17 protein-coding genes are annotated in these 20,553 nt (G+C 71.1%); 12 read left to right on the top strand and 5 right to left on the bottom strand.

The window, feature by feature from the left end; all coding sequences use genetic code 11:
• The first annotated feature begins 100 nt into the window (after nucleotides 1-100).
• On the top strand, nucleotides 101-262 hold the full coding sequence (locus D7X30_RS42185; protein WP_199724136.1) for a hypothetical protein: 162 nt from the start codon (nucleotides 101-103) through the stop codon (nucleotides 260-262).
• Between the two features lie 86 nt (nucleotides 263-348).
• Here D7X30_RS42185 and D7X30_RS00800 read toward each other — a convergent pair whose 3' ends face one another.
• Nucleotides 349-558 (bottom strand): CsbD family protein, encoded by a 210-nt coding sequence (locus D7X30_RS00800; RefSeq protein ID WP_014400294.1) that lies wholly within the window; start codon nucleotides 556-558, stop codon nucleotides 349-351.
• Nucleotides 559-860: 302 nt separating this feature from the next.
• On the opposite strand from D7X30_RS00800, the gene D7X30_RS00795 reads away from it, so the two are divergent.
• Together D7X30_RS00795 and D7X30_RS00790 are read left to right on the top strand one after the other, a co-directional pair.
• Entirely contained in the window at nucleotides 861-2,645 is a 1,785-nt protein-coding gene (locus D7X30_RS00795) for a methyl-accepting chemotaxis protein (protein ID WP_120560918.1), read from the top strand.
• Nucleotides 2,646-2,811: 166 nt separating this feature from the next.
• Nucleotides 2,812-3,171 carry a VOC family protein gene (locus D7X30_RS00790; protein ID WP_120560917.1) on the top strand — a complete coding sequence of 120 codons (360 nt, stop codon included), beginning with the start codon at nucleotides 2,812-2,814 and terminating at the stop codon, nucleotides 3,169-3,171.
• Between the two features lie 6 nt (nucleotides 3,172-3,177).
• Here the strand turns inward: D7X30_RS00790 and D7X30_RS41845 are convergent, their stop codons facing one another.
• The 3 genes from D7X30_RS41845 to D7X30_RS00775 all read right to left on the bottom strand — a co-directional run bounded on the left by D7X30_RS41845 (nucleotide 3,178) and on the right by D7X30_RS00775 (nucleotide 7,159).
• Nucleotides 3,178-4,074, bottom strand: coding sequence for a hypothetical protein (locus tag D7X30_RS41845; RefSeq protein ID WP_158619175.1), 897 nt, complete (start codon nucleotides 4,072-4,074; stop codon nucleotides 3,178-3,180).
• On the bottom strand, nucleotides 4,052-5,500 hold the full coding sequence (gene dgt, locus D7X30_RS00780; protein WP_120560916.1) for a dGTP triphosphohydrolase: 1,449 nt from the start codon (nucleotides 5,498-5,500) through the stop codon (nucleotides 4,052-4,054). The genes D7X30_RS41845 and dgt overlap by 23 nt, the downstream gene beginning before the upstream one ends.
• A 75-nt stretch (nucleotides 5,501-5,575) precedes the next feature.
• Nucleotides 5,576-7,159 carry an NAD(P)/FAD-dependent oxidoreductase gene (locus tag D7X30_RS00775; RefSeq protein ID WP_120560915.1) on the bottom strand — a complete coding sequence of 528 codons (1,584 nt, stop codon included), beginning with the start codon at nucleotides 7,157-7,159 and terminating at the stop codon, nucleotides 5,576-5,578.
• A 212-nt stretch (nucleotides 7,160-7,371) separates the two neighbouring features.
• Between D7X30_RS00775 and D7X30_RS00770 the strand changes: the two genes are divergently transcribed.
• The 7 genes from D7X30_RS00770 (at nucleotide 7,372) to D7X30_RS00740 (ending at nucleotide 16,888) form a co-directional block, all read left to right on the top strand.
• Complete coding sequence (locus D7X30_RS00770) at nucleotides 7,372-7,857, top strand: chemotaxis protein CheW (protein ID WP_120560914.1); 486 nt, start codon at nucleotides 7,372-7,374, stop codon at nucleotides 7,855-7,857.
• Nucleotides 7,854-9,557 carry a protein-glutamate O-methyltransferase CheR gene (locus D7X30_RS00765; RefSeq protein ID WP_120560913.1) on the top strand — a complete coding sequence of 568 codons (1,704 nt, stop codon included), beginning with the start codon at nucleotides 7,854-7,856 and terminating at the stop codon, nucleotides 9,555-9,557. The genes D7X30_RS00770 and D7X30_RS00765 overlap by 4 nt, the downstream gene beginning before the upstream one ends.
• A 12-nt stretch (nucleotides 9,558-9,569) precedes the next feature.
• Nucleotides 9,570-10,184, top strand: a complete 615-nt coding sequence (locus D7X30_RS00760) for a chemotaxis protein CheW (RefSeq protein ID WP_120560912.1) — start codon at nucleotides 9,570-9,572, stop codon at nucleotides 10,182-10,184.
• On the top strand, nucleotides 10,181-11,824 hold the full coding sequence (locus D7X30_RS00755; protein ID WP_120560911.1) for a methyl-accepting chemotaxis protein: 1,644 nt from the start codon (nucleotides 10,181-10,183) through the stop codon (nucleotides 11,822-11,824). The genes D7X30_RS00760 and D7X30_RS00755 overlap by 4 nt, the downstream gene beginning before the upstream one ends.
• Before the next feature lie 3 nt (nucleotides 11,825-11,827).
• On the top strand, nucleotides 11,828-13,978 hold the full coding sequence (locus D7X30_RS00750) for a response regulator (protein ID WP_120560910.1): 2,151 nt from the start codon (nucleotides 11,828-11,830) through the stop codon (nucleotides 13,976-13,978).
• Complete coding sequence (gene cheB, locus D7X30_RS00745) at nucleotides 13,975-15,021, top strand: chemotaxis-specific protein-glutamate methyltransferase CheB (protein ID WP_120560909.1); 1,047 nt, start codon at nucleotides 13,975-13,977, stop codon at nucleotides 15,019-15,021. The genes D7X30_RS00750 and cheB overlap by 4 nt, the downstream gene beginning before the upstream one ends.
• A 133-nt stretch (nucleotides 15,022-15,154) precedes the next feature.
• Nucleotides 15,155-16,888, top strand: coding sequence for an ATP-binding protein (locus tag D7X30_RS00740; protein WP_120560908.1), 1,734 nt, complete (start codon nucleotides 15,155-15,157; stop codon nucleotides 16,886-16,888).
• A 1-nt stretch (nucleotide 16,889) separates the two neighbouring features.
• On the opposite strand, the gene D7X30_RS00735 is transcribed toward D7X30_RS00740, so the two are convergent.
• Complete coding sequence (locus tag D7X30_RS00735) at nucleotides 16,890-17,810, bottom strand: LysR family transcriptional regulator (protein ID WP_120560907.1); 921 nt, start codon at nucleotides 17,808-17,810, stop codon at nucleotides 16,890-16,892.
• A gap of 123 nt (nucleotides 17,811-17,933) precedes the next feature.
• Between D7X30_RS00735 and D7X30_RS00730 the strand changes: the two genes are divergently transcribed.
• Together D7X30_RS00730 and D7X30_RS00725 are read left to right on the top strand one after the other, a co-directional pair.
• Nucleotides 17,934-18,701, top strand: a complete 768-nt coding sequence (locus D7X30_RS00730; RefSeq protein WP_120560906.1) for an SDR family oxidoreductase — start codon at nucleotides 17,934-17,936, stop codon at nucleotides 18,699-18,701.
• 55 nt (nucleotides 18,702-18,756) lie between these two features.
• Nucleotides 18,757-20,538, top strand: coding sequence for a monovalent cation:proton antiporter-2 (CPA2) family protein (locus tag D7X30_RS00725; RefSeq protein WP_120560905.1), 1,782 nt, complete (start codon nucleotides 18,757-18,759; stop codon nucleotides 20,536-20,538).
• Nucleotides 20,539-20,553 lie beyond the last annotated feature (15 nt).

The following is a 20,553-nucleotide window of genomic DNA, read 5'->3' as shown; positions in this document are numbered from 1 at the left end:
GCTTTCGGAGGCTCGGCCAGCCCTTTGCAAAGAGCTCTGACCGGCCTCTTACGAGGCCATGGGCGGCGGGTCGGACGGCAGGTCGCAAGGGAGCGGGAACATGCGAGGGGTCATCACCGGACGTGAGGTGGTTGCCAACCTGGGACTCATCTACCGGGAGTTCGGAACAGCCTGTGTGTTGCGCTGTCTCTGGGTGATGCTCAGCGGGAAGTCCACCACCTTCCTGGAGGTGGCGTGTCCCTGCGAAAAGATGCGGCCGTGAGCACACACCGATGAAGACAGCTCGGGCCGCGGGAAGCCATGGCTTCCGCGGCCCGAACGGTTTCAACGGCGGTGTGAGGTGTGGCGCTAGCGCTGATACGGATCCGCGTCACCTCGGCGCACTTCCTCACGCTCGTCGGTCTTGTCCTTGATGGCGTGCTTCACGTCCTCGACCACGCCCTTGACCTTGCCCTTGAGCGTGTCCGCCTTGCCTTCGGCTTCCAGCGAACGGTCGCCGGTCGCCACGCCCACGGTTTCCTTCACCTTGCCCTTGGCCTTGTCAGTCCACTCGCCCATGGCGTCCTCCTGACGTCGGTGTGTGAATCGTTGTGGAGGACAACGTGCGCACGTCATGGCCGCGCGGCAGGTGACGGTGGCTCGTCCGCACGGCCGCCCTGCTCGGGCCGGGACAGACCGGAATGTCAGGCAATGAACAATGCGGGGCGCGCGGTGAAACGACACGCGCCCGGCCCTCCCCACCCGTTGCGTCCCTGTTATCCACGGAGACCCGGGAGTCTGTATGGCGAGACGAAGACGTTGCATTGACGCACCCGCACTTCGCCCGCAGGCTTGAGCCGTTCAACCGGATCCGTCACCCGATGACACAGCCATCACACCCCTCGACCCAGGCGCTGCTCTTCAAGCTGCTCTTGCTGCGCACGCTGGTCGTCACGGTGGCGGTGGCGCCGGCCATCTACGTCGACATGCAGCTGCTGGACGTGGACGCGAGCCACGCGGGGTTCGTGCTGGGCGTCGTCACGCCCATCGTCATTGGCGGGCTGGCGTTGGTGGTGCCCATTGGCGCGGTGGGTGCGCTGTTGCGGCACGCGGTGGAGGCGAAGGCGAGCCCCGCGGAGCGGCTGGGGCGGCTGTTGCGGCTGCCGGGTGTGCTCACGTTCGTGGAGGCGCAGGCGGGCTGGTTCCTGGGCGGCATCTTCTTCAACGGAGCCATTGGCCTGGCGCTGGACCGGCCGCCGCGCGTCATCCTGGTGGGCGTGGCGGTGGCGATGAGCGCGGGGCTCTTCAGCGCGCCCATCATGTACATGCTCTACGAGAAGGCGCTGGCGGCGGTGACGCTGGAGGCGTTCCGCCGCGCGCCGCACGAGCGCCCCGCCGGTGAGGGGCTGTTCCTGCCCCGGCAGAGCTGGTTCCTGCCGGCCATCGTCGTGTCCGCGCTGCTCATCACCTGCATCACGAGCATCGCCACGTTGCAGCTGCGGCTGGAGAAGAACCTGTCGTCGCTGGCGGACGACCTGGAGCTGTCGGGCGAGTACCGGGGCGCTGCGCGGGTGCGCGCGCGCATCCATCCGTTGCAGCGGGACCTGACGTTGCCGGTGGCGTTCCTGGGCGGGTTCGCGGCGCTGGGGGCCATCTTCACGGCGGCGTGGGCGGCGCGCCGGCTGGCGCAGGGGGCGAGGGCGGTGGGGGCGTCGCTGGACGCGCTGGTGGAGGGCCGCGCGGCGCCGCCGCAGTGGGTGTCCACGGATGAGCTGGGCGATTTGTCCGCGCGTACGTGGCTGCTCTATGAGCAGTTGCAGGAGCTGCCCCGGGCGCTGAGCTCGTCGGCGGGGCACCTGGCGAAGGCGGGCACGCGGCTGACGGAGGCGAGCGACCAGCAGAACCGCACGCTGTCGCGGCAGGCGTCGGCCATCCACCAGGCGCGCACGACGGCGCAGGAGATCCAGCAGATGTCGAAGCTGGCGGCGAGCCGCGCGGGGAGCGTCCTGCAGGTGGCGGAGCGCGCCGCGGCGATGGGCAAGCTGGGCGAGGAGTCGCTGGCGGGCACGGAGCAGGGGCTCGACGACATCCGGGGCCTGACGCACGGGTTGAATCAGCAGGTGGTGGACCTGGGCACGCGCGCTCGCGAGGTGGGCCGGGTGTCGGAGGTGGTGAAGTCGCTGGCGGACCAGTCGCACATGCTGGCCATCAACGCGGCCATCGAAGCGAGCCGCGCGGGCGAGCAGGGCCGGGGCTTCGCGGTGGTGGCGCGGCAGATGCGCGAGCTGGCGGACCAGTCCATCAAGGCGACGGGCCAGGTGCGCGGGCTGCTGGAGGGCATGGAGACCGCCACGGGTGAGGCGGTGGTCACCGCGGACAAGAGTTCCGCGGGCGTGGAGGCGGCGCTGGTGCCGCTGCGCAAGAGCGGCGAGCGGCTGCGGGAACTCATCAAGCTGACGCACGAGTCCGCGTCGGCGGTGCGGCAGATTGCCGAGGCCGTGGCGCAACAGCATGCGGGCGTGGATCAGCTGTTCAGCGCGGTGAGCGAGATGGACGAGCTGATGGCCGCGACGCTGCGGCAATTGGGCACCACGCAGGAGGCGGCGACGGCGGTGGCCCAGGCGACGGGGCAGGTGTCGGAGCTGGCGGAGCGGTACGTGTCGTAGTCTGGCATTCCGTCTGCCATTGCATTAGCCTCCCCACCGGTCGAAAAACGGCGGACCGGTTCGGTGAGCCCCGGTCACTTCCATGGTGGAAGCACTTGTCCGTCTCCTTCGGGATTCAGGACCCACGGCCCTTCGAAGGCATTCGTGTGCCTTCGCGAGGCCCACCATGAAGCTGAATCACCTTGATCTGCAGGTCCCCGACGTCCAGGCCACCGCCCGCTTCTTCACGCGCTACTGCGGCTTCACGTCGCACGCGAAGAACCATGACTCGCCCGCCATCGCCATGCTCGGCGGGGCGGATGGCTTCGTGCTCATCCTCCAGCGCCGCAAGCGCGACTCCGACGTCTTCCCCGAGGACTTCCACGTCGGCTTCCTCCAGGACTCCGAAGCCCCCGTGCTCGTCTTCCATGAGCGCGTGAAGGCAGATGGCCTGGAGGTGTCCGACGTCATCCGCAACAACCGGGGCACCCTCGTCTACTGCCGCGCACCGGGCGGCATCCTCGTGGAGGTGAGCTGCCGCCCCTGAAAAGGGTCAGCCGGTGCTCTGCAAGGTGGGCTCTTCCCGGGACGTGGACCTCCACTCCCGGGAGTGCCAGTCGAGTTGCTGGGGACGCGGCAGCTTCCATTCGAGCTGACGCATCCGGGGAAGCTCGACGGGCCTCGGCCGCGTGGCCGTCACCTTCCCACTCACGATCCGGATCAGGCGCATCAACTGGTCCCGGTCGAGACGGATGCGCCCGTAATGGGAGAGCTGAATGGCCTCCAGCTCCGCCGCATCGATGCGGGAGCCATGATGGGCAACGTAGCGCGCGAGCCGGGGTCCCAGTGCGTAGTGGAGCTTCCTCGCCGTGAGCAGGGACCGGACCACACAGAGGCCCTCGTAGGGGTTCTCCTCCAGGTTGATGTCGAGCACCTGCTCGCGCACCGCACGGAAGAAAGCGTCTCCGTACACCTGACGAGCACGCCCCTTCCGGGTGTCCAGCTCCGCTGTGACGGCCTCCACATTGAGGAAGGTCGTCCTCGGCAGGTGCGCGAAGTCCCCTCCGGGAACGAGCCTCTGCTGGAAGGCCCACGTGGACTCCAGGGTCCAGATGTCCACCGGCAGTTTCTGGACCTGGAGGCGCAGCCCCCCGAATCGGTTGACCCGGACCAACTCCCGAGCGAACGCCTCCCGGAGCGTATCCCCCGTCGCCCCCGCCACGACCAGGTCCACGTCCCGGGGCGCCGCCGTCGCCGACACGGCCAGCAGGTCCCGCAGCGTGCCGCCGAAGACGAAGACCTGCCAGTCATGCTTCCGGAAGACGTCCAGGAGCGTCCGCATCGCGCCGTGCCACGGATGCGGCACACGGGTGACGAAGTCGCTCAGACGCTTGCGCAGGACCCGCCGCGGGTCGTGGAGGATGGCGCTATCCGTGGGTGAGCTGCGCATGGAGGCTGCAAGCGAAGGTGTCTGTCATTCCACAGACGTAGTCGGTCACCAACTGGATGCGATGGTACAGCGGAGGAAGGCTCGAGTTCTCGCAGGCGGACTCGAACGCGGTCCGGTAGTTCCTCGACAGCAGGTTGTAGACCTTGCCTTCAGGGCTCTTGTTGAACTTCTTCCAGTCCTTGCCCGCGGTGTCCATGGGGACCGGACATCCATGGGCCCCCTCCCAGAAGATGTCCATCAACCCATGGATGACCCGGCGGCCCAGGGTCTCCAGCCGGAGCGTCTCCGGGGCGTTGTAGACGCGCTCGCGCCCGAAGCGCTTGCACACCTCGATGAGCCGGGACGCCCCACTGGCACCGATGAGGTCTCCCTGCTCCAGCGCCTCTCCCTGCATGAGCCGCGCGTAATGCCGCTGGAAGGCCGCGAGGATTTCCCGCTTGGCGTGACCAATGACCATCGTCCGGAAGTGCTGCGCGAGGGCCTCGTCCCGCGCCCGCCCCTCCAGCGGCGTGTCCGCATTCTCGATGTAGTCATGGACGCTCTTGAGGACGGTCTTCGCCATGCCGGAGTCGTCGTGCTTCTCCAGGAAGGCTTCGACCTCCGGCCAGCTCACGATGCCCTTCTTGACCCCGTCCTCGATGTCCACGGTCGCGTAGACCATGTCGTCACAGGCCTCGACGAGGTACGCGATGGGGTTGCGCGCGATCCCGGTTCCGGTGAGCGACCGGACCCTGTCCACGAGGCGCTGCTCCGAGGCGAAATAACCGGGCTTCTTCCTGTCGGCGGGACCGGTGTCGGACGTCTCATCCGAGGCCGCCGTGTATTTCATCGCGGCCGACAGCGTGCCCACCGTCAGGTTCAGCCCGTAGGAATCCGCGAGCAGTTGAAGGCGCGACACGATGCGCAGCGTCTGGGCGTTTCCCTCGAACCGCAAGAAATCACTCCGGAGCTGCCCGGCACGAACGGTGGCGGTGTCCGCCTCATGAAGGAGCCCCTGCCCCTCTGCTCCGAAGTGCGTCCGGAACCAACTGCCGATGGCCTCTTCGCCCGCATGGCCGAACGGGGGATTTCCCAGGTCGTGAATGAGACCGCACGTCGCCGCGATGGCTTCGATGTCGAGCACCTGCTGGCTGGAATCGAGGTGGCCCTCGCGCAACATCCAGCGGGCCGCGCCACGCGCGAGTCCCCGGGCCAGCGTCGAGACCTCCATCGAATGCGTCAGGCGCGTCCGGACCGCGTCGTTCGGCTCCAGCGGAAACACCTGGGTCTTGTCCTTGAGGCGCCGGACCGGAGTGGAGAAGACGGTCCGGTCATAGTCCCGATCGAACTCGGACCGGCCATCGTCCTCCAGCGAGGCAGAGGCCCGTCCGCCCTCGGCCTCGCGGATCCGCGTGTCACACAACAAGGTCTTCCAATCCAGCCCCATGATGTCCCCCTTGGTTCGACGATGTCGCCGAACCTAGCGGGGAGGTCTGACAGGGGATGACCCGACGCGTGCCCTTCAGCCGCTCCGCGCCATGCGGAGCGGCGCCTGTTCTCCGGCGTCCTCCATCGGCGGCACGTACGGCCAGCCCTTCAGCGGCCCCTTGCCCGCCTCGCGCGTGAGGTAGTCCGCCGCGATGTTCGCGCTCTCCATGATGGTCAACAGCCCGCTGCCCGGGTGCGTCCCTCCGCCCACGAAGTACAGCCCCTCCACCTGCGCGTTCTTCACGCGGGGCCGCAGCGGACCCAATTGCATCCAGGTGTGAGACAGGTTGAACACCGCTCCCCGGAACACGTTGAAGTCGTCCCTCCACGTCTCCGCCGTGAAGTAGCGCTCCGCCTTCACGTGCTCTCGCAATCCCTTGATGCCCACCTTCTCCAGCATCTTCGGGATGCGCTCGCGCAGCGTCGCTTCCGTCTTCGCCCAGTCCACCGGGCGCGCCGTGTTGGGCGTGGGCACCAGCACGTACAGCGTGGAGTGCCCCTTCGGTGCTCCCGTGCCGTCCGTCACTCCCGGGTTGCACACGTAGAAGGGCGGATCCTCCACGTCCACCGTGCGGTCCTCCAGCGCGTCCTTGTCCGTGCGCCTCGCACTCTCCGACAGGTAGATGAGGTGGTGCGGCAGGTCCGCGTACGTCGTGTCCAACCCGTAGTACGCCATGAACGTGCTGCACGAATACTTCGCCCGCTCCAACGCTCCGTCCGACAGCCTCGAGCCCTCCCGCAGCTCCGGCGCCAACAGCTTCTGCGCCGCGTACGCCAGGTCCGCGTTCACCACCACCGCGTCCGCGTCCAACACCTCGCCGCTCGCGAGCTTCACCCCCACCGCGCGCCCGGCCTCCGTGCGCACCCGCTCCACCGCCGTGCCCATCCGGAACGTCACGCCCAGGTCCTGGGCGCACTTCATCATTCCTCGTGACAGCTCCCGGAAACCGCCCTGCACGTGCCACACGCCGAAGCACAGCTCGATGAACGGAATCACGCTGAACACCGAGGAGCACGTCGTCGGGTGCAGCCCCAGGTACTTCGACGGATACGCCAGCGCGTACGTCATCCGGTCGTCGTGGAAGAACGAATCCAGCTGCCGGTAGAGCGTCTGCCACGGCTTGAAGCGCAGCGTGGGCGCGAGCCGCCAGGGCGCGTAGTAGTCCAGGCTGCCCGCGTTCGTGCAGATGAACTTCTCGTACGCGAGCGCGTACTTCCGCCTCCCGTCCTCCATCCACTCCTGGAGCGCACGCCCCTTCCCCGCGCCGAACTTCTCCAGGTCCTGGCCCATCCGCTCCAGGTCCCGCCGCGTGTCCAGGTGCGTGCCGTCCCAGAAGTGCACGCGCGTGTTCGGGTCCACCGGCACCAGCGTGACGTAGTCCTCCAACTGCTTCCCCGCGCGCCAGAAGATCTGCTTCAGGATGCCGGGCAGTTGGAGGATGGACGGGCCCGTGTCCACCGCGTACTCGCCGTCCCGACCCAGCGTGAGGCCCTTCATCCGGCCACCGGGCACCGCGTCCTTCTCCACCACGGTGACCCGGAAGCCCTGCCCCGCGAGGTTGATGGCGGCCGTCAGGCCTCCCGGGCCCGCGCCCACGACGATGACGTGCTGAACCATGTGCCTCACGATGCCCGGCCCCATGCCGCCTGGCGACTGTCCCCTGAGGACGGCCCGCACGAAAAAGCGTTTCCGTCCGGGACTCCGGGCGCTCCGCCGAACGTTGGCTCCAGGCCGGACCCGCTCCCTTCCCCGGGAGCGTTCTCTGGAAGACGGGCCTACATCCTGAATCCCCAGGGTGCCCTGCCTCCTGTAGCCTGCGACGCGCATCCATGAATCCCCCCTCGGAGGCCCGCCCACAGGAAGTCCTGCTGTTCACCCTGGAGCGGCAGCGCTACGGCCTGCCCGTGGAGGATGTGCGCGAGTTGGTGCGCGCCGCGCGCCTCACGCCCCTGCCCCGGGCCCCCGACGTGGTGGCGGGCCTGCTCAACCTGCGCGGCGAGCTGCTGCCCGTGCTGGACCTGCGCCGCCGCTTCCGCCACCCCGCTCGCGCCCTGTCCCCCATGGACCACTTCATCGTCGCCTCCACCGGTGGACGGCTGGTGGCGATGCGCGTGGACCGGGCCGAAGGGCTGCACGTCGTCACCCCCGAGGAGTGGGACCCGTCTCCGCGGGAGCTGCCGGGCGTGGGGTACGTGGCCGGGGCCGCGAAGCTTTCGGACGGGCTCGTGCTCGTGCACGACCTGCGCTCCTTCCTCTCCGAGGCGGAGGCCCTGCAACTCGACACCGCGCTCGGAGTGCTTCCGGAGCCTGCTTGATTGGCGGCGTCCTCCCCCCGGGATTCAAGGAGGTGCTCGCCCTGGTGGAGGAGCGCGCGGGGCTCGCCGCGCCCAGCTGCCTGGCCGCCGCGCTGGAAGGCATCCAGCGCGCCATGGCCCGCGCCAACCAGGACAACGTGGAGGTCTACCTGCGCGCGGTGTCGTTCGACAACGCGCTCCTGGACGACCTGCTCACCGAGCTCACCATCGGGGAGACGTACTTCTTCCGCACCCACGAGCACTTCGACCACCTGCGCCGCGTGGTGCTGCCGGAGCTGCGCGAGCGCCGGGGGCAGGAACACCTGGTGCGCGCGTGGAGCGCGGCGTGCTCCTCCGGCGAGGAGCCCTACTCCATCGCCGCGCTGCTGATGGCCGAGGGCTGGGAGGACCACATGACGGTGCGCGCGACGGACGTGTCGCGCACGGCGCTCCAGCGCGCCCAGCAGGCCCGCTACACGGACTGGTCCCTGCGCGGTCCCTCCGCGGACCGCATGCGTCCCCACCTCAAGCAGGAGGGCCGCTTCTACTGGCTGTCGCAGGACGTGAAGCGCCACGTGCAGCTGGGCTACCTCAACCTGGCGCTGGAGACGTGGCCCTCGGCGGAGAGCGGCCTCTGGCAGCTGGACGTCATCTTCTGCCGCAACGTCCTCATCTACTTCAACCGCGCCACCATCGAGGGCGTGGCGCGCAGACTCCATGCGTCGCTGGACGACGGCGGGTACCTGTTCACGGGGCCGTCGGATCCGCCGCTGGGGGACTACGCGCCGCTCGAGCCCGTCCTCACGGAGTGGGGCGTGCTGTACCGCAAGCCCCTGGCCGGCTCGAACGCCGGGCACTTCGTCCCGCTCCAGCCCCTGGCGCCACTGCGCGCGGATGGCACGCCCTTCACCGCGGGCACGCCGGGTGCGGCCTCTGGCGGACGTCCCGGAGCCGGGGTGTTCCCCGCGGCGGCCCCGGGCGCATCGGCGTCGCCGGGGGCCCGGCCGTCTCCGGCGGGAGGCGCCGTGACGGGACTGCCCGCCGCCGGGTTGTCCTCGACCGCTGGAGCGGATGGAGCGACCGCGGGGGGCTCCCCACCGTGGACGTCCGGGACCGGCACGCCTGCTCCGGGTCCCGGCTCCTACGGCGGCGCTCCCGCTCCGGGGACTCCGGCCGCTCGCACCGGTGATGCGTCCACGTCCGGGACCCGCACCCGCTTCACGCTCAGCGTGGAGGCCCTGGAGGCCGTGCGGGTGGCGCTGGCTCGCGGCGACTGGCGCGAGGCCGCCCGGCGGGCGGGGGCCCAATCGGCCGACCCGGAAGGCGCCCTGGCCGCGGTTCGTGCACTGGCCAACCTGGATCCGCGCGCGGCGCTGTTCGCTTGCGAGGAGGCCGCGGTTCGTCACCCACTGGTCGCCGGTCTGCGGTATCTGGAGGCCCTGCTGCTCCTGGGGCAGGCGCGGCTGTCCGACGCGGAGAGGTCCGCCCGGCAGGCGCTCTACCTGGAGCCGGGGCTCGCGGTGGGCCACCTGCTCCTGGGCCATGTGCTGCGCCGGCAGGACCAGTCCGCCGCCGCCGCCCGGGCCTACCGCGAGGCGGAGGGGCTGTGCCGGAAGCTGTCGCCAGAGGCGCTGGTGCCGCTGGCGGAAGGTGAGCGGGCCGGAGCGCTGGCGGACGTGGCCCGCGCGGAGTCGCGGCGCCTGGAGCGCACTGAAGGCTAAAGAGGCGAGCGGATGCCGAAGCGCGAGGGAAACATCGACTGGGACAAGGCCCGGGCCCGGCTGGAAGCGCTGGAGCGCGCCACCGAGGCGCGCGACTCCTTCACCGACGAGGCGGCCCTCGCCGCGCTCGACGCGCGCGCCCTCTCCCTGGCCCGCCCGGCGGAGGTCCCCGTGCTGCCCGGCAGCCAGCGGGAGATGGTGCGCTTCCGGGCCGCGGGCCAGACGTATGCACTGGAGTCGCGCTTCATCCTGGAGGTCATGCGCGCGCCGGAGCTCACCCTGCTGCCGGGCGCGCCGCCGCTCTTGCGCGGCCTGACGCTCTTGCGCGGAGAAGTGCTGCCCGTGGTGGAGCTGGCCCCGCTGTTCGGCCGGCCCGCGGCGCAGGGCACCGGCCCCGTGCTGGTGGTGGGCACGGCCCGCGCGGAGCTGGGCGTGCGCACGGATGAGGTGATGGAGGTGGCGGTGCTGACGGTCACGGAGCTGTTGCCCGCGCCCCCCTCCCTGGAAGAGGAAGCGGGCGCGCTGGTGTCCGGCGTCAGCCCCGACGGCACGCTCGTCCTGGAGGGAGAGGCCCTCCTCGCCGACGAGCGTCTCGTGTTCGAGCTTTCCGAAGAAGGAGTCGCATGAGCATCGGGAATCGCATCGCGCTGGGCTTCGGGCTGTCCCTGCTGGTCCTGCTGATCATCGCTGGCGTGGCCTTCCAGGGCGCCCAGCAGCTCACCACCACCACCGAGGGCCTGCTGGAGGCCCACAACAACTACAAGCTGCTGCGCGAGGTGCGCGCGCTCGTCGTGGACGCGGAGACCGGCCAGCGCGGCTTCATCCTCACCGGTGAGGAGACCTACCTGCGCCCGTACCAGAACGCCATGGCCGAGCTGCGAGCGGACCTGGACGCCCTGCGCCCGGCGATGGCCCGCTACCCGGATCAGCGCACCCGCTTCGTGAAGCTGGAGCCCCTGGTCCTGAACAAGCTGGACGAGCTGGCCGACACCATCCGCGTCCGCCGTGAGCAGGGCTTCGAGGCGGCCCAGGCCATCGTGAAGACCAACCGCGGCCAGAAGGAAATGGAGACCATCCGGGAGCTCATCTTCGAGATGCGCGACACGGAGGAGGAGCGCTGGAAGCTCTACTCCGACGCCGCCACCCAGGCCGCGCAGCGCAGCGTCTGGGTGCTGGCGCTGGGCACCCTGCTGGGCCTGGCCATCGTGGGCGTGGGCAGCTTCGTCATCACCCGCGGCATCACCGACCCCCTGCGCAAGCTCACCTTCGGCGCGGAGCAACTGGGCAAGGGCGACCTCACCCACCGCATCGACGTGCGCGGCAAGGACGAGATGGCCGACCTGGCCGGCGCCTTCAACGCCATGGCGGAGCGCCGCCAGCAGGCGGAAGTCCAGCTGGCGAAGCAGTCCGAGCAGCGCGAGCACACCCTCAAGACCGTGGCGGAGTTCGTCAACCAGCTGGCCGGCGCGTCCTCCGAAATCCTCGCCAGCACCACCGAACAGGTGGCCGGCGCCCAGGAGCAGGGCACCGCCGTCACGGAGACGGTGAGCACCATCGAGGAGATCACCAAGACGTCGGAGGAGGCCGCCGGGCGCGCCCGCGCCGTGAGCGAGTCCGCCCGTCACTCGGAAGAGGTGGGCCGCTCCGGCCGCCGCGCCGTGGAGGAGGCGGTGTCCTCCATGGGCGCCGTGCGCGAACAGGTGGAGTCCATCGCGTCGCGCATCCTCGCCCTGGCCGAGCAGGCCCAGGCCATTGGCGACATCATCACCACCGTCAACGACATCTCCGAGCAGACGCACATGCTCGCGCTCAACGCGTCCATTGAAGCGAGCCGCGCGGGCGAGCACGGCCGCGGCTTCGCCGTCGTCGCCTCCGAGGTGAAGGCCCTGGCGGATCAGTCCAAGAAGGCCACCGCGCAGGTGCGGCAGATTCTCGGGCAGATCCAGAAGGCCACCCACGGCGCGGTGATGACCACGGAGGAGGGCACCAAGAGCGTGTCCGCCGCCACCCGCGTCGTCACGGAGGCGGGCACCACCATCCAGCAGCTGGCGGACCTGCTCACGCAGGCGTCGCTCACGGCCGCGCAAATCGCCGCGTCCGCCAACCAGCAGGCCACCGGCATCGGGCAGATCCGCCAGGCGATGCACGACGTGAACCAGGCCACGCAGCAGGGGCTCATCTCGTCGCGGCAGACGGAGCGCGCGATGCAGGACATCAACGCCATGGGCCAGAAGCTGAAGGGGCTGCTCGGGGAGTTCGGGCGCTAACCCATGGATCGCGACAGGCTGGCGCAGGCACTGCTGGACTCGTTCCTGGAGGAGCTGGAGGGGCACGTCGTGTCCCTCAACCGGGACCTGCTCGCGCTGGAGCAGGCCCCGGCGCGCGCGAAGGAGCTCGTCCCGGGCATCTTGCGGACGCTGCACAGCGTGAAGGGTGCGTCGCGCGCGGCCAGCGCCAGCATGGTGGAGAACGCCTGCCACCGCATGGAGGAGGTGCTGGAGCCGCTCATCCACGGGCGCGCGCCCTCGCCGGACCTCTTCGAGCTGTGCTTCGCCACGGTGGACGCGCTGGACGACGCGGGCCGCCGCCTGGCCGCGCGCCAGGACCTGTCCGGCTCGCCGCTGGAAGCGCTGCTGCCCCAGTTGGAGCAGGCCGCGCACGGCACGCCCACCCAGACTCCCGTGCCCGCGCCGAAGCCGGCGCCGCCCGCCCCTGCTCCCCATGAGAAGCCCGCGGAGGCCGAGCCGGAGCTCTCCGTCCCCTCGCAGGCCAGCGGGGAGACGCTGCCGGTGCGCGTGTCCGGGCAGAAGCTGGACGCGCTCCTGGGCCGCAGCGGTGAGTTGCGCGTGGCGATGCTGCGCCTGGAGGGCCACGCCGAATCCCTGGAGGCGCTGCGCGACGACGTGATGGGGCTGCGCGAGCGGGTGCGCGGCACGCCGTCCGAGACGACGCTGCGCCGCGTGGAGCTGGAGCTGGCGCGGGTGGCGCGCGTGCTGGCGCAGGACCGCCGCGCGCTGTTCCAGTCCTCCACCGGCCTGGATGATGAGGTGCGCCGCGCGCGCATGCTCCCCTTCGAGGAGGGCTGCACCGGACTGGAGCGCGCCGCGCGCGACGTGGCGCACGGCCTGGGCCGGCGCGTGCGCATGGAGGTGCACGGCGGCGGGCTGGACCTGGACCGCTCGCTCTTGCAGTCCCTGCGCGAACCTCTACTGCATCTGGTGCGCAACGCGGTGGCGCACGGCCTGGAGTCGCCGGAGGAGCGCGTGCGCCACGGCAAGCCGGAGGAGGGCCGCGTGGTGCTGTCCGCGCGGCTTCGCGGCAGCCGGGTGGAGGTGGCGGTGGAGGACGACGGGCGCGGCCTGGACCTGGAGGCCCTGCGCGAGCGCGCGCGGACCCGAGGCATGGAAGCGCCCGAGGACGACGAGGACGCGGCGCGGCTCGTGTTCCTGCCGGGCCTGTCCACCGCGAAGAAGGTGACGGCGGTGTCCGGCCGGGGCGTGGGCCTGGACGTGGTGCGCGCCCAGGTGGAGGCCCTGCGCGGCAGCGTGGAGGTGGCCTTCAAGGCGGGCCAGGGCACCCGCTTCACGCTGGACGTGCCCCTCACCCTGAGCACCCTGCGCGTGCTGCTGGTGTCCGTGGGCGGGCAGGTGCTGGCGCTCGCCAGCGAGGGCGTGGACCGGCTGTTGCGCCTGTCGCCCTCCGACGTGCGCGAGGTGGAGGGCCGCATGTCCTGGGTGACGCCGGAGGCGCTGGTTCCGCTGGCGTCGCTCGCGGGCGTGCTGGATCTGCCCCCGGGGCCGCCGAAGGCGCGGCCGCCCGCGGTGGTGCTGTCCGCGGGCACCGCGCAGGCGGCGCTGGTGGTGGACGAGGTCATCGCGGAGCAGGAGGCGCTGGTGCGCTCGCTGGGCAGCCGCGTGAAGCGGGCCCGGCACGTGGCCGCCGCGGCGGTGCTGCCGGATGGGCGCATGGCGCTGCTGCTCAACCCCGCGTCGCTGGTGCGGGCCGCGGGGGGACGCCCCTCCGCCCAGTTCTTCCCCACGCCCAAGGAGCAGGTGGCGCGCCGGCGCGTGGTGCTGGCGGACGACTCGCCCACGACGCGCATGCTGGAGCAGAGCATCCTGGAGAGCGCCGGCTACGACGTCACCGCGTGCGCGGACGGCGCGGAGGCGTGGGAGCGGCTCCAGGCGGGCGGCGCGGACGCGCTGGTGCTGGACGTGGAGATGCCGCGCATGGACGGCTTCCAGGTGACGGAGGCCGTGCGCACCTCTCCGCGCTTCGGACGCGTGCCGGTGGTGCTCGTCACGTCGCGTGAGAAGCCCGAGGACAAGGCGCGCGGCCTGCAAGCCGGCGCGAGCGCGTACATCGTGAAGAGCGCGTTTGACCCCACGAGTCTGCTGGAGACCCTGAGGCGACTGCTATGAAGACCGAACCGTTGCGCATCCTGGTGGCCGAGGACTCACCCACCGCCCGGCGGCTGCTGGTGGAAATCCTGCGCACCGACCCGGCGCTCACCGTGGTGGGCGAGGCCAGGGACGGCCTGGAGGCGGTGGAGCTGTGCCAGCGGCTGCAGCCGAACCTGGTGACGATGGACATCCAGATGCCGCGCATGGACGGCCTGGACGCCACCCGCCGCATCATGACGGAGGTGCCCACGCCGGTGGTGGTGGTGTCCACGCTGGTGGAGCGCGACATCCAGACGTCCATGGCCGCGCTGAGGGCCGGGGCGTTGGCGGTGCTCCAGAAGCCGGTGGGCCCGGAGTCGCCGGACTTCGAAGCGGACAGCCGCCGCCTGCGCGACACACTCAAGGCCATGTCCCAGGTGAAGGTGGTGCGCCGCTGGCCGGACCGCGCCGCCACGCCGCAGCCCCCGCTGGAGTCGACGCCCACGCCCGGCACCCGCCCGCCCGCCGTGCTGGCGATGGCCGCGTCCACCGGAGGCCCCGCCGCGCTCTACCGCATCCTGTCCGACCTGGGAGGCAGGGACACGCCCCCGCCCCCCATCCTGCTGGTGCAGCACATCGCGCTGGGCTTCGGCTCCGGCCTGGCCACGTGGCTGGGCACGGCCACCAAGCTGCGCGTGAAGGTGGCCGAGGACGGCGAGCCCCTCACCCCTGGCACCGTGTACCTGGCCCCGGACGACAAGCACCTGGGTGTCACCACGGACCACCGCGCGCAGGTGTCCGGCGCCGCGCCCATCCAGGGCTTCCGGCCGTCCGCCAACTGGCTGTTCCGCAGCGTGGCCCGCGCCTACGGGCAGACGGCTCTGGCGGTGGTGCTCACCGGCATGGGGCAGGACGGCCTGGACGGCATCCGGGACCTGCACCAGGCGGGCGGGCGGGTGATCGCCCAGGACGAGGCGACATCCGTGGTCTACGGCATGCCCGCCGTGGTGGTGGGCGCCAACCTGGCGCACGAGGTCCTGCCGCTCGGGCAGATCGCGCGGCGGCTGCTGGCCCTGATGTAGCCCACGGGTCGGCTCACCTGAAGTGTTGGTTGAGTGAAATTCATTTCAGGGAGTTCGTGGCCGGAATGGCGGGCCTGGAACGGAGTGTCAATATCGGGTCCAATCCGGGCCTTCCCCCAGCCCCTTCTTCCTGATGAGCGCGCCCATAACCGGTCTGGCCTACGAAGCGGTGTTCGCCGCCATCCCCGACCCTGCCTACCTGTTGGATGGCACGGGCCGGCTGGTGTCGTGTAGCGCCGCGGGCGCCCGGGCGCTCGGCCGTGAAGCAGGCGCGCTGGCGGGCCGGCACTGGAGCGAGCTGGGCCTGCCGCACGAGGCATTGGCCGCGCTGGAGTCCGCGCGCGTCCGCGTGGTGACGCTGCGGGAGTCCACCACCGTGGAGGCACCCTGGCCGGGCGCGCAGGGCATCCGCCGGCACGCGCTGGTGCTCACGCCGCTGGGCACGGACGCGGATGCGTCCCCGACCGTGCTGGTAACGGCGCGGGCGCTCACGGAAGCGGAGGCCGTCTATTCGCGCGCGCTGGAGCTGGAGCAGGCCGCGCGCGCGGAGGTGGAGACCGCCGAGCGCCGCCGCTCCTTCCTGTACCAGGCGATGACGACGCTGTTCACGCACCCGCCGGATCCGCAGGGCATGTACACGCTGCTCGCGCACCTGGCGGTGCCGGACCTGGCGGACTGGTGTCTGGTGGACGCGCTGGAGCAGGGCCCGTGGGTGGGCCGCGCGGCGGTGGCGTGCCTGGATCCGACGCAGCAGGAGCGCGCCCGGGGACTGCCCATGCGCACGGAGCTCCGCGAGGACGCGCCCGTGGGCCTGTTGCGCGTGCTGCGCACGGGCGAGCCGGAGCTGGTGCCCGCCGTGACGGAGTCGCTCTTGCGCGCGGCGGCGGCGGAGCCCGCGCACCCGGCGATGCTGGAGGCGTTGCAGGCGCGCTCGTACATGATCATCCCGCTGCGCGCGCGCGGCCACACGCTGGGCGCGGTGACGTTCGTGAGCTCCGGCTCCGGCCGCCGCTACGGCCCGGACGACCTGGCGCTGGCGGAGGACCTGTGCCTGCGCGCGAGCCTGGCCATCGACAACGCGCGGCTGGTGGGTGAGTCCCGCCGGGCGGCGCGCGCGCGCGAGGACCTGCTCGCGGTGGTGTCGCACGACCTGAAGAACCCGCTGGGCGTGGTGCAGCTGGGCGCGGCGCTGCTCCTGCGCGGCACGGCGGGCAAGCCGGGCGGCGAGGCGGTGGCGAAGCAGGCCACGCGCATCAACGACGCGGCGGAGCGCATGTCGCGGCTCATCTCCGACCTGCTGGACTGGGGCCGCCTGGAGGCGGGCCACCTGCCGCTGGAATTGGGCGAGCACACCGCCGTGGCGCTGGCCACGGAGGCGCTGGAGGCCATCCGGCCGCTGGCGGAGGCCAAGGGGCTGCACCTGGAGGCGGACCTGCCCACGGAGGGCCTGCGCGTGAAGTGCGACCGCAGCCGCGTGCTCCAGGTGATGGGCAACCTGATGGGCAACGCCGTGAAGTTCACCCCGCCGGGCGGCACGTTGGCGGTGAAGGCGGTGATGCGCGGCGGCGAGGTGTCCTTCGACGTGCGCGACACGGGCAATGGCATCGCGCCGGACGCGCTGCCGCACATCTTCGACCGCTACTGGCAGGCGCGCGACGCGGCCAGCCGGGGCACCGGCCTGGGGCTGGCCATCGCCAAGGGCCTGGTGGAGGCGCACGGCGGCTCCATCCGCGCGGAGAGCATCCTGGGCACCGGCAGCGTCTTCACCTTCACGCTGCCCGTGGCGCACATCGGCATGCCCGTCGCCGCCCCGCAGGCCGCGGCCTCTGGCGGCATGTCGCGTCCGCGCGACACCTACGAGCACTGATTCAGCGCCCCTTCCTCCTCGCGGGAGGGGTGAGCACCTGGCGCGCGTGCTCCAGGAAGGCGCGCAGCGCGGGTGACACCTGCGCTCGGCTGGGGAAGTAGAGGAAGAGGCCCGGCACGGACGCGGCGTACTCCTCCAGCACGCGGCGCAGCGTGCCCGCCTTCAGCTGCGCCTCCACCTGTGACTCCAGCACGTACGCCAGGCCCAGTCCGGCCTCCGCCAGCCCCAGCCAGACGCGCTCGTCGTTGGTGGTGACGGTGCCACGCACCGGCAGCCGCCACGTGCGCGAGCCCTTCTCCAAGTCCCACGGCAGCAGCGCGCCGGTGTTGGACGAGCGGTAGGTGAAGCAGTCGTGCTGGAGCAGATCCTTCGGCTTCACCGGCGTGCCGTGGCGCTCCAGGTACTCCGGAGTACCCACCACGATGAAGCGGAACGGGGGCGCGATGCGCACCGCCACCATGTCCCGCTCCAGGTACTCCTCCAGCCGGATGCCCGCGTCGAAGCCCTCCGCGACGATGTCCGCCTTGCGGTTCTCCACCACCAGGTCCAGCTCCACCTGGGGATGCCGCTCGCGGAACGAGGCCAGCAGTGGCGTGAGCACGAAGGGCAGCGCGGTGGACGGCAGGGTCAGCCGCAGCGCGCCCGTCACCTCGCCGGGCCGCGCGGACGCGTCCTTGAGCGCCCCCAGCGCCTGCGCCACGCCCGGCCCGGCCTGTTCCACCAACCGTCGTCCCGCCGCCGTCACCGCCACGCTGCGCGTCGTGCGCGACAACAGCGGCACGCCCAGCCGTTCCTCCAGCTGGCGCACCGTGTGACTCAGCGCGGAGGCGGACACGCCCAGCTCCGCCGCGGCTGCCGCGAAGCTGCGGTGCCGCGCGACGGCGATGAACTGGTGCAACGCATTGAGCGGGGTCAGGGCCATTCCTGAGTTTTCTTCAGGAGTCCATCCGGATTCCAGACCTACTCCCGGAAGCGCCCGTTTCCTATCCCTTGTCCTGTCTCGCGACAGCAGCCCCCCTTCCCAAGCGCGAGCAGGAGTCCTCCCATGGCATCCCCTACCCTGCCTCTGTCCGGCCGCGTCGCCGTCATCACCGGCGCCTCCAGCGGCATCGGCGCCGCCACCGCCCTGCGACTCGCGCGGGACGGTGCGAGTGTCGCCCTGCTCGCCCGCAGCAAGGAGCGGCTGGACTCGCTCGCCTCCACCATCACGCAAGGAGGTGGCCGGGCGCTCGCCCTGGGCACCGACGTGCTGGACGCGCGGTCCGTGAAGGAGGCCGCGAAGGCCATCGCGGGCGAGCTGGGCGTCGCGGACCTGGTCCTCAACAACGCCGGGTACATGCGGCCCACACCCATGGAGGCACATCCCACGGAGGACTGGGAGCGGATGATCGACCTGAACGTGAAGGCCACCGTGCGCGTCGTGGAGACCTTCGTGGAGCCGCTGCTGGCGGCGGCGAAGGCGGGCGGGCGCTCGGACCTCATCAACGTGTCGTCCGTCGTCGCGCAGACGGTGGCCCCGAACTTCAACGTCTACGCGGCCACCAAGGCCGCCGTCACCCACCTGTCCCGCCACCTGCGCGCGGAGCTGGGCCCCCGCTTCGTCCGCGTGATGGCCCTGGAGCCGGGGCTGGTGGACACAGCGCTGCACGACGGCAACACCGACCCGGGCGCTCGGGCCTGGCTGGACAGCGCCCGGAAGTCCCTCACCTGGATGTCGCCGGAGGAGGTCGCGGGCATCATCGCCTTCGCCACCGCCCTGCCGCGGCACATCAACTTCCAGCAGCTCACCCTCATGCCCACCCAGCAGGCCTGAGCCTCACCCCACGCCTGTTGCCGAGGTGGCCTTCAGCGTGCCATGCAGGCGCCTTATGTCCTTCCTGCATCAGGCGCTGGTGTTCCTGGCCGCCGCGGTTGTCGCCGTGCCCCTCTTCAAGAAGCTGGGGCTGGGCTCCGTGCTGGGCTACCTGGCGGCGGGCGCGGCCATCGGACCGTATGGCGCGGGCCTCATCTCCGACGTGGAGAACGTCCTCCACACCGCGGAGCTGGGCGTGGTGCTGCTGCTGTTTGTCATTGGCCTGGAATTGCAGCCGTCGCGCCTGTGGAACCTGCGCCGCTCCGTGTTCGGCATGGGCGGCGCGCAGGTGGTGCTGACGGGCCTCTTGCTCGCGGGCGTGTCGAAGGTGCTGGGTTTGTCCTGGGGCGCGGCCATCGTCGCGGGCTTCGGCCTGTCGCTGTCCTCCACCGCGTTCGCGCTCCAACTGCTCGGGGAGAAGAACCAGCTCACCACCGAGCACGGGCAGCTGGCCTTCGGCATCCTCCTGTTCCAGGACCTGGCCGTCATCCCGCTGCTGGCCGTGCTGCCGCTGCTGGGCAGGTCCGACACGCCGGCCACGGAGGCCGGGTGGCTGATGGCCGTGAAGGCCGTGGGCGCGGTGCTGGTGGTGGTGGTGGCGGGCCGCTACCTCTTGCGGCCGGTGTTCCGCGCGGTGGCGTCCGTGCACAGCCAGGAGCTGTTCACCGCGACGGCGCTGCTCGTGGTCGTGGGCACCGCGTCGCTGGTCAGCGCGGTGGGCCTGTCCATGGCGCTGGGCGCGTTCCTCGCGGGCGTGCTGCTGTCGGAGTCCGAGTACCGCCACGAGTTGGAGGCGGACATCGAGCCCTTCAAGGGCCTGCTGCTGGGCCTGTTCTTCATCGCCGTGGGCATGTCCGTGAACCTGGCGCTGCTCGCGCGCGAGCCGTTGCGCGTGCTGGCGCTGGTGCTGGGCCTCACGTTCCTCAAGGCGCTGGTGCTGTACGGACTGGGGCGCGTGGGGCTGAAGAAGCCGGGCTCCGCGGAGAGCCTGGCGGTGGTGATTTCGCAGGGCGGTGAGTTCGCCTTCGTCCTCTTCTCCCTGGCCGTGTCCTTCCACGTGATGGACCGCGAGCAGGCGGACCTGCTGGTGCTGGTGGTGGGCCTGTCCATGGTGGTGACGCCGTTCCTGTCCGCCATCCACGAGCGCTGGGTGGCGCCGCGCTTCAAGCACAAGGGCCCGCAGCGCGAATACGACGTGTCCCCGGAGGAGGACCACCCGGTCATCATCGCGGGCATGGGGCGCGTGGGGCAGGTGGTGGCCCGCCTGCTGCGCGCCCGCCGCATCGGGTTCACCGCCATCGACGCGAGCGCGGAGCACATCGACTTCATCCAGCGCTTCGGCAACCAGGTGTTCTACGGCGACGCGTCCCGGCTGGACCTCTTGCGCGCCGCCCGCGCGGAGAAGGCCAAGGTGTTCGTGCTGGCCATCGACGACATGGCCGCGTCCCTGCGCACCGCGCAGATGGTGAAGGAGCACTTCCCGCACCTGACCATCTACGCGCGGGCGCGCAACCGCGAGCACGCGTACCGGCTGCTGGACATGGGCGTCACCCATCTCATCCGTGAGACGTTCGACGCGAGCCTCACCATGGCCGGCGACGTGCTCCAGGAGCTGGGGCTCACCTTCGCGGAGGCCCGCCGCTCCGTGGAGCGCTTCCGCGAGCACGACGAGGCCCTGATGCTGGAGAGCGCCAAGGTCTTCAAGGACGAGAAGAAGTTCATGGAGGTCATCGTCCGCGCGCGCCGTGAGCTGGAGCAGCTGTTCGAGAAGGACGAAGCCGAGCAGAAGTCGGTCTGAGGGGGAATACACGAC

Source organism: Corallococcus sp. AB011P (genome assembly GCF_003611605.1).
Classification (GTDB): domain Bacteria; phylum Myxococcota; class Myxococcia; order Myxococcales; family Myxococcaceae; genus Corallococcus; species Corallococcus coralloides.
The sequence above is the reverse complement of the archived record's forward strand: the minus strand, read 5'-3'. Positions and strand labels throughout refer to the sequence as shown.

Bases quoted from the DNA above. Each gene is read 5' to 3' on its own strand.
- D7X30_RS00790 (WP_120560917.1), top strand. From the start codon at position 2,812: ATGAAGCTGAATCACCTTGATCTGCAGGTCCCCGACGTCCAGGCCACC.
- D7X30_RS00775 (WP_120560915.1), bottom strand. From the start codon at position 7,159: ATGGTTCAGCACGTCATCGTCGTGGGCGCGGGCCCGGGAGGCCTGACG.
- D7X30_RS42185 (WP_199724136.1), top strand. From the start codon at position 101: ATGCGAGGGGTCATCACCGGACGTGAGGTGGTTGCCAACCTGGGACTC.
- D7X30_RS00730 (WP_120560906.1), top strand. From the start codon at position 17,934: ATGGCATCCCCTACCCTGCCTCTGTCCGGCCGCGTCGCCGTCATCACC.
- D7X30_RS00795 (WP_120560918.1), top strand. From the start codon at position 861: ATGACACAGCCATCACACCCCTCGACCCAGGCGCTGCTCTTCAAGCTG.
- D7X30_RS00750 (WP_120560910.1), top strand. From the start codon at position 11,828: ATGGATCGCGACAGGCTGGCGCAGGCACTGCTGGACTCGTTCCTGGAG.
- dgt (WP_120560916.1), bottom strand. From the start codon at position 5,500: ATGGGGCTGGATTGGAAGACCTTGTTGTGTGACACGCGGATCCGCGAG.
- D7X30_RS00800 (WP_014400294.1), bottom strand. From the start codon at position 558: ATGGGCGAGTGGACTGACAAGGCCAAGGGCAAGGTGAAGGAAACCGTG.
- D7X30_RS00760 (WP_120560912.1), top strand. From the start codon at position 9,570: ATGCCGAAGCGCGAGGGAAACATCGACTGGGACAAGGCCCGGGCCCGG.
- D7X30_RS00725 (WP_120560905.1), top strand. From the start codon at position 18,757: ATGTCCTTCCTGCATCAGGCGCTGGTGTTCCTGGCCGCCGCGGTTGTC.
- D7X30_RS41845 (WP_158619175.1), bottom strand. From the start codon at position 4,074: ATGCGCAGCTCACCCACGGATAGCGCCATCCTCCACGACCCGCGGCGG.
- cheB (WP_120560909.1), top strand. From the start codon at position 13,975: ATGAAGACCGAACCGTTGCGCATCCTGGTGGCCGAGGACTCACCCACC.
- D7X30_RS00735 (WP_120560907.1), bottom strand. From the start codon at position 17,810: ATGGCCCTGACCCCGCTCAATGCGTTGCACCAGTTCATCGCCGTCGCG.
- D7X30_RS00770 (WP_120560914.1), top strand. From the start codon at position 7,372: ATGAATCCCCCCTCGGAGGCCCGCCCACAGGAAGTCCTGCTGTTCACC.
- D7X30_RS00740 (WP_120560908.1), top strand. From the start codon at position 15,155: ATGAGCGCGCCCATAACCGGTCTGGCCTACGAAGCGGTGTTCGCCGCC.
- D7X30_RS00755 (WP_120560911.1), top strand. From the start codon at position 10,181: ATGAGCATCGGGAATCGCATCGCGCTGGGCTTCGGGCTGTCCCTGCTG.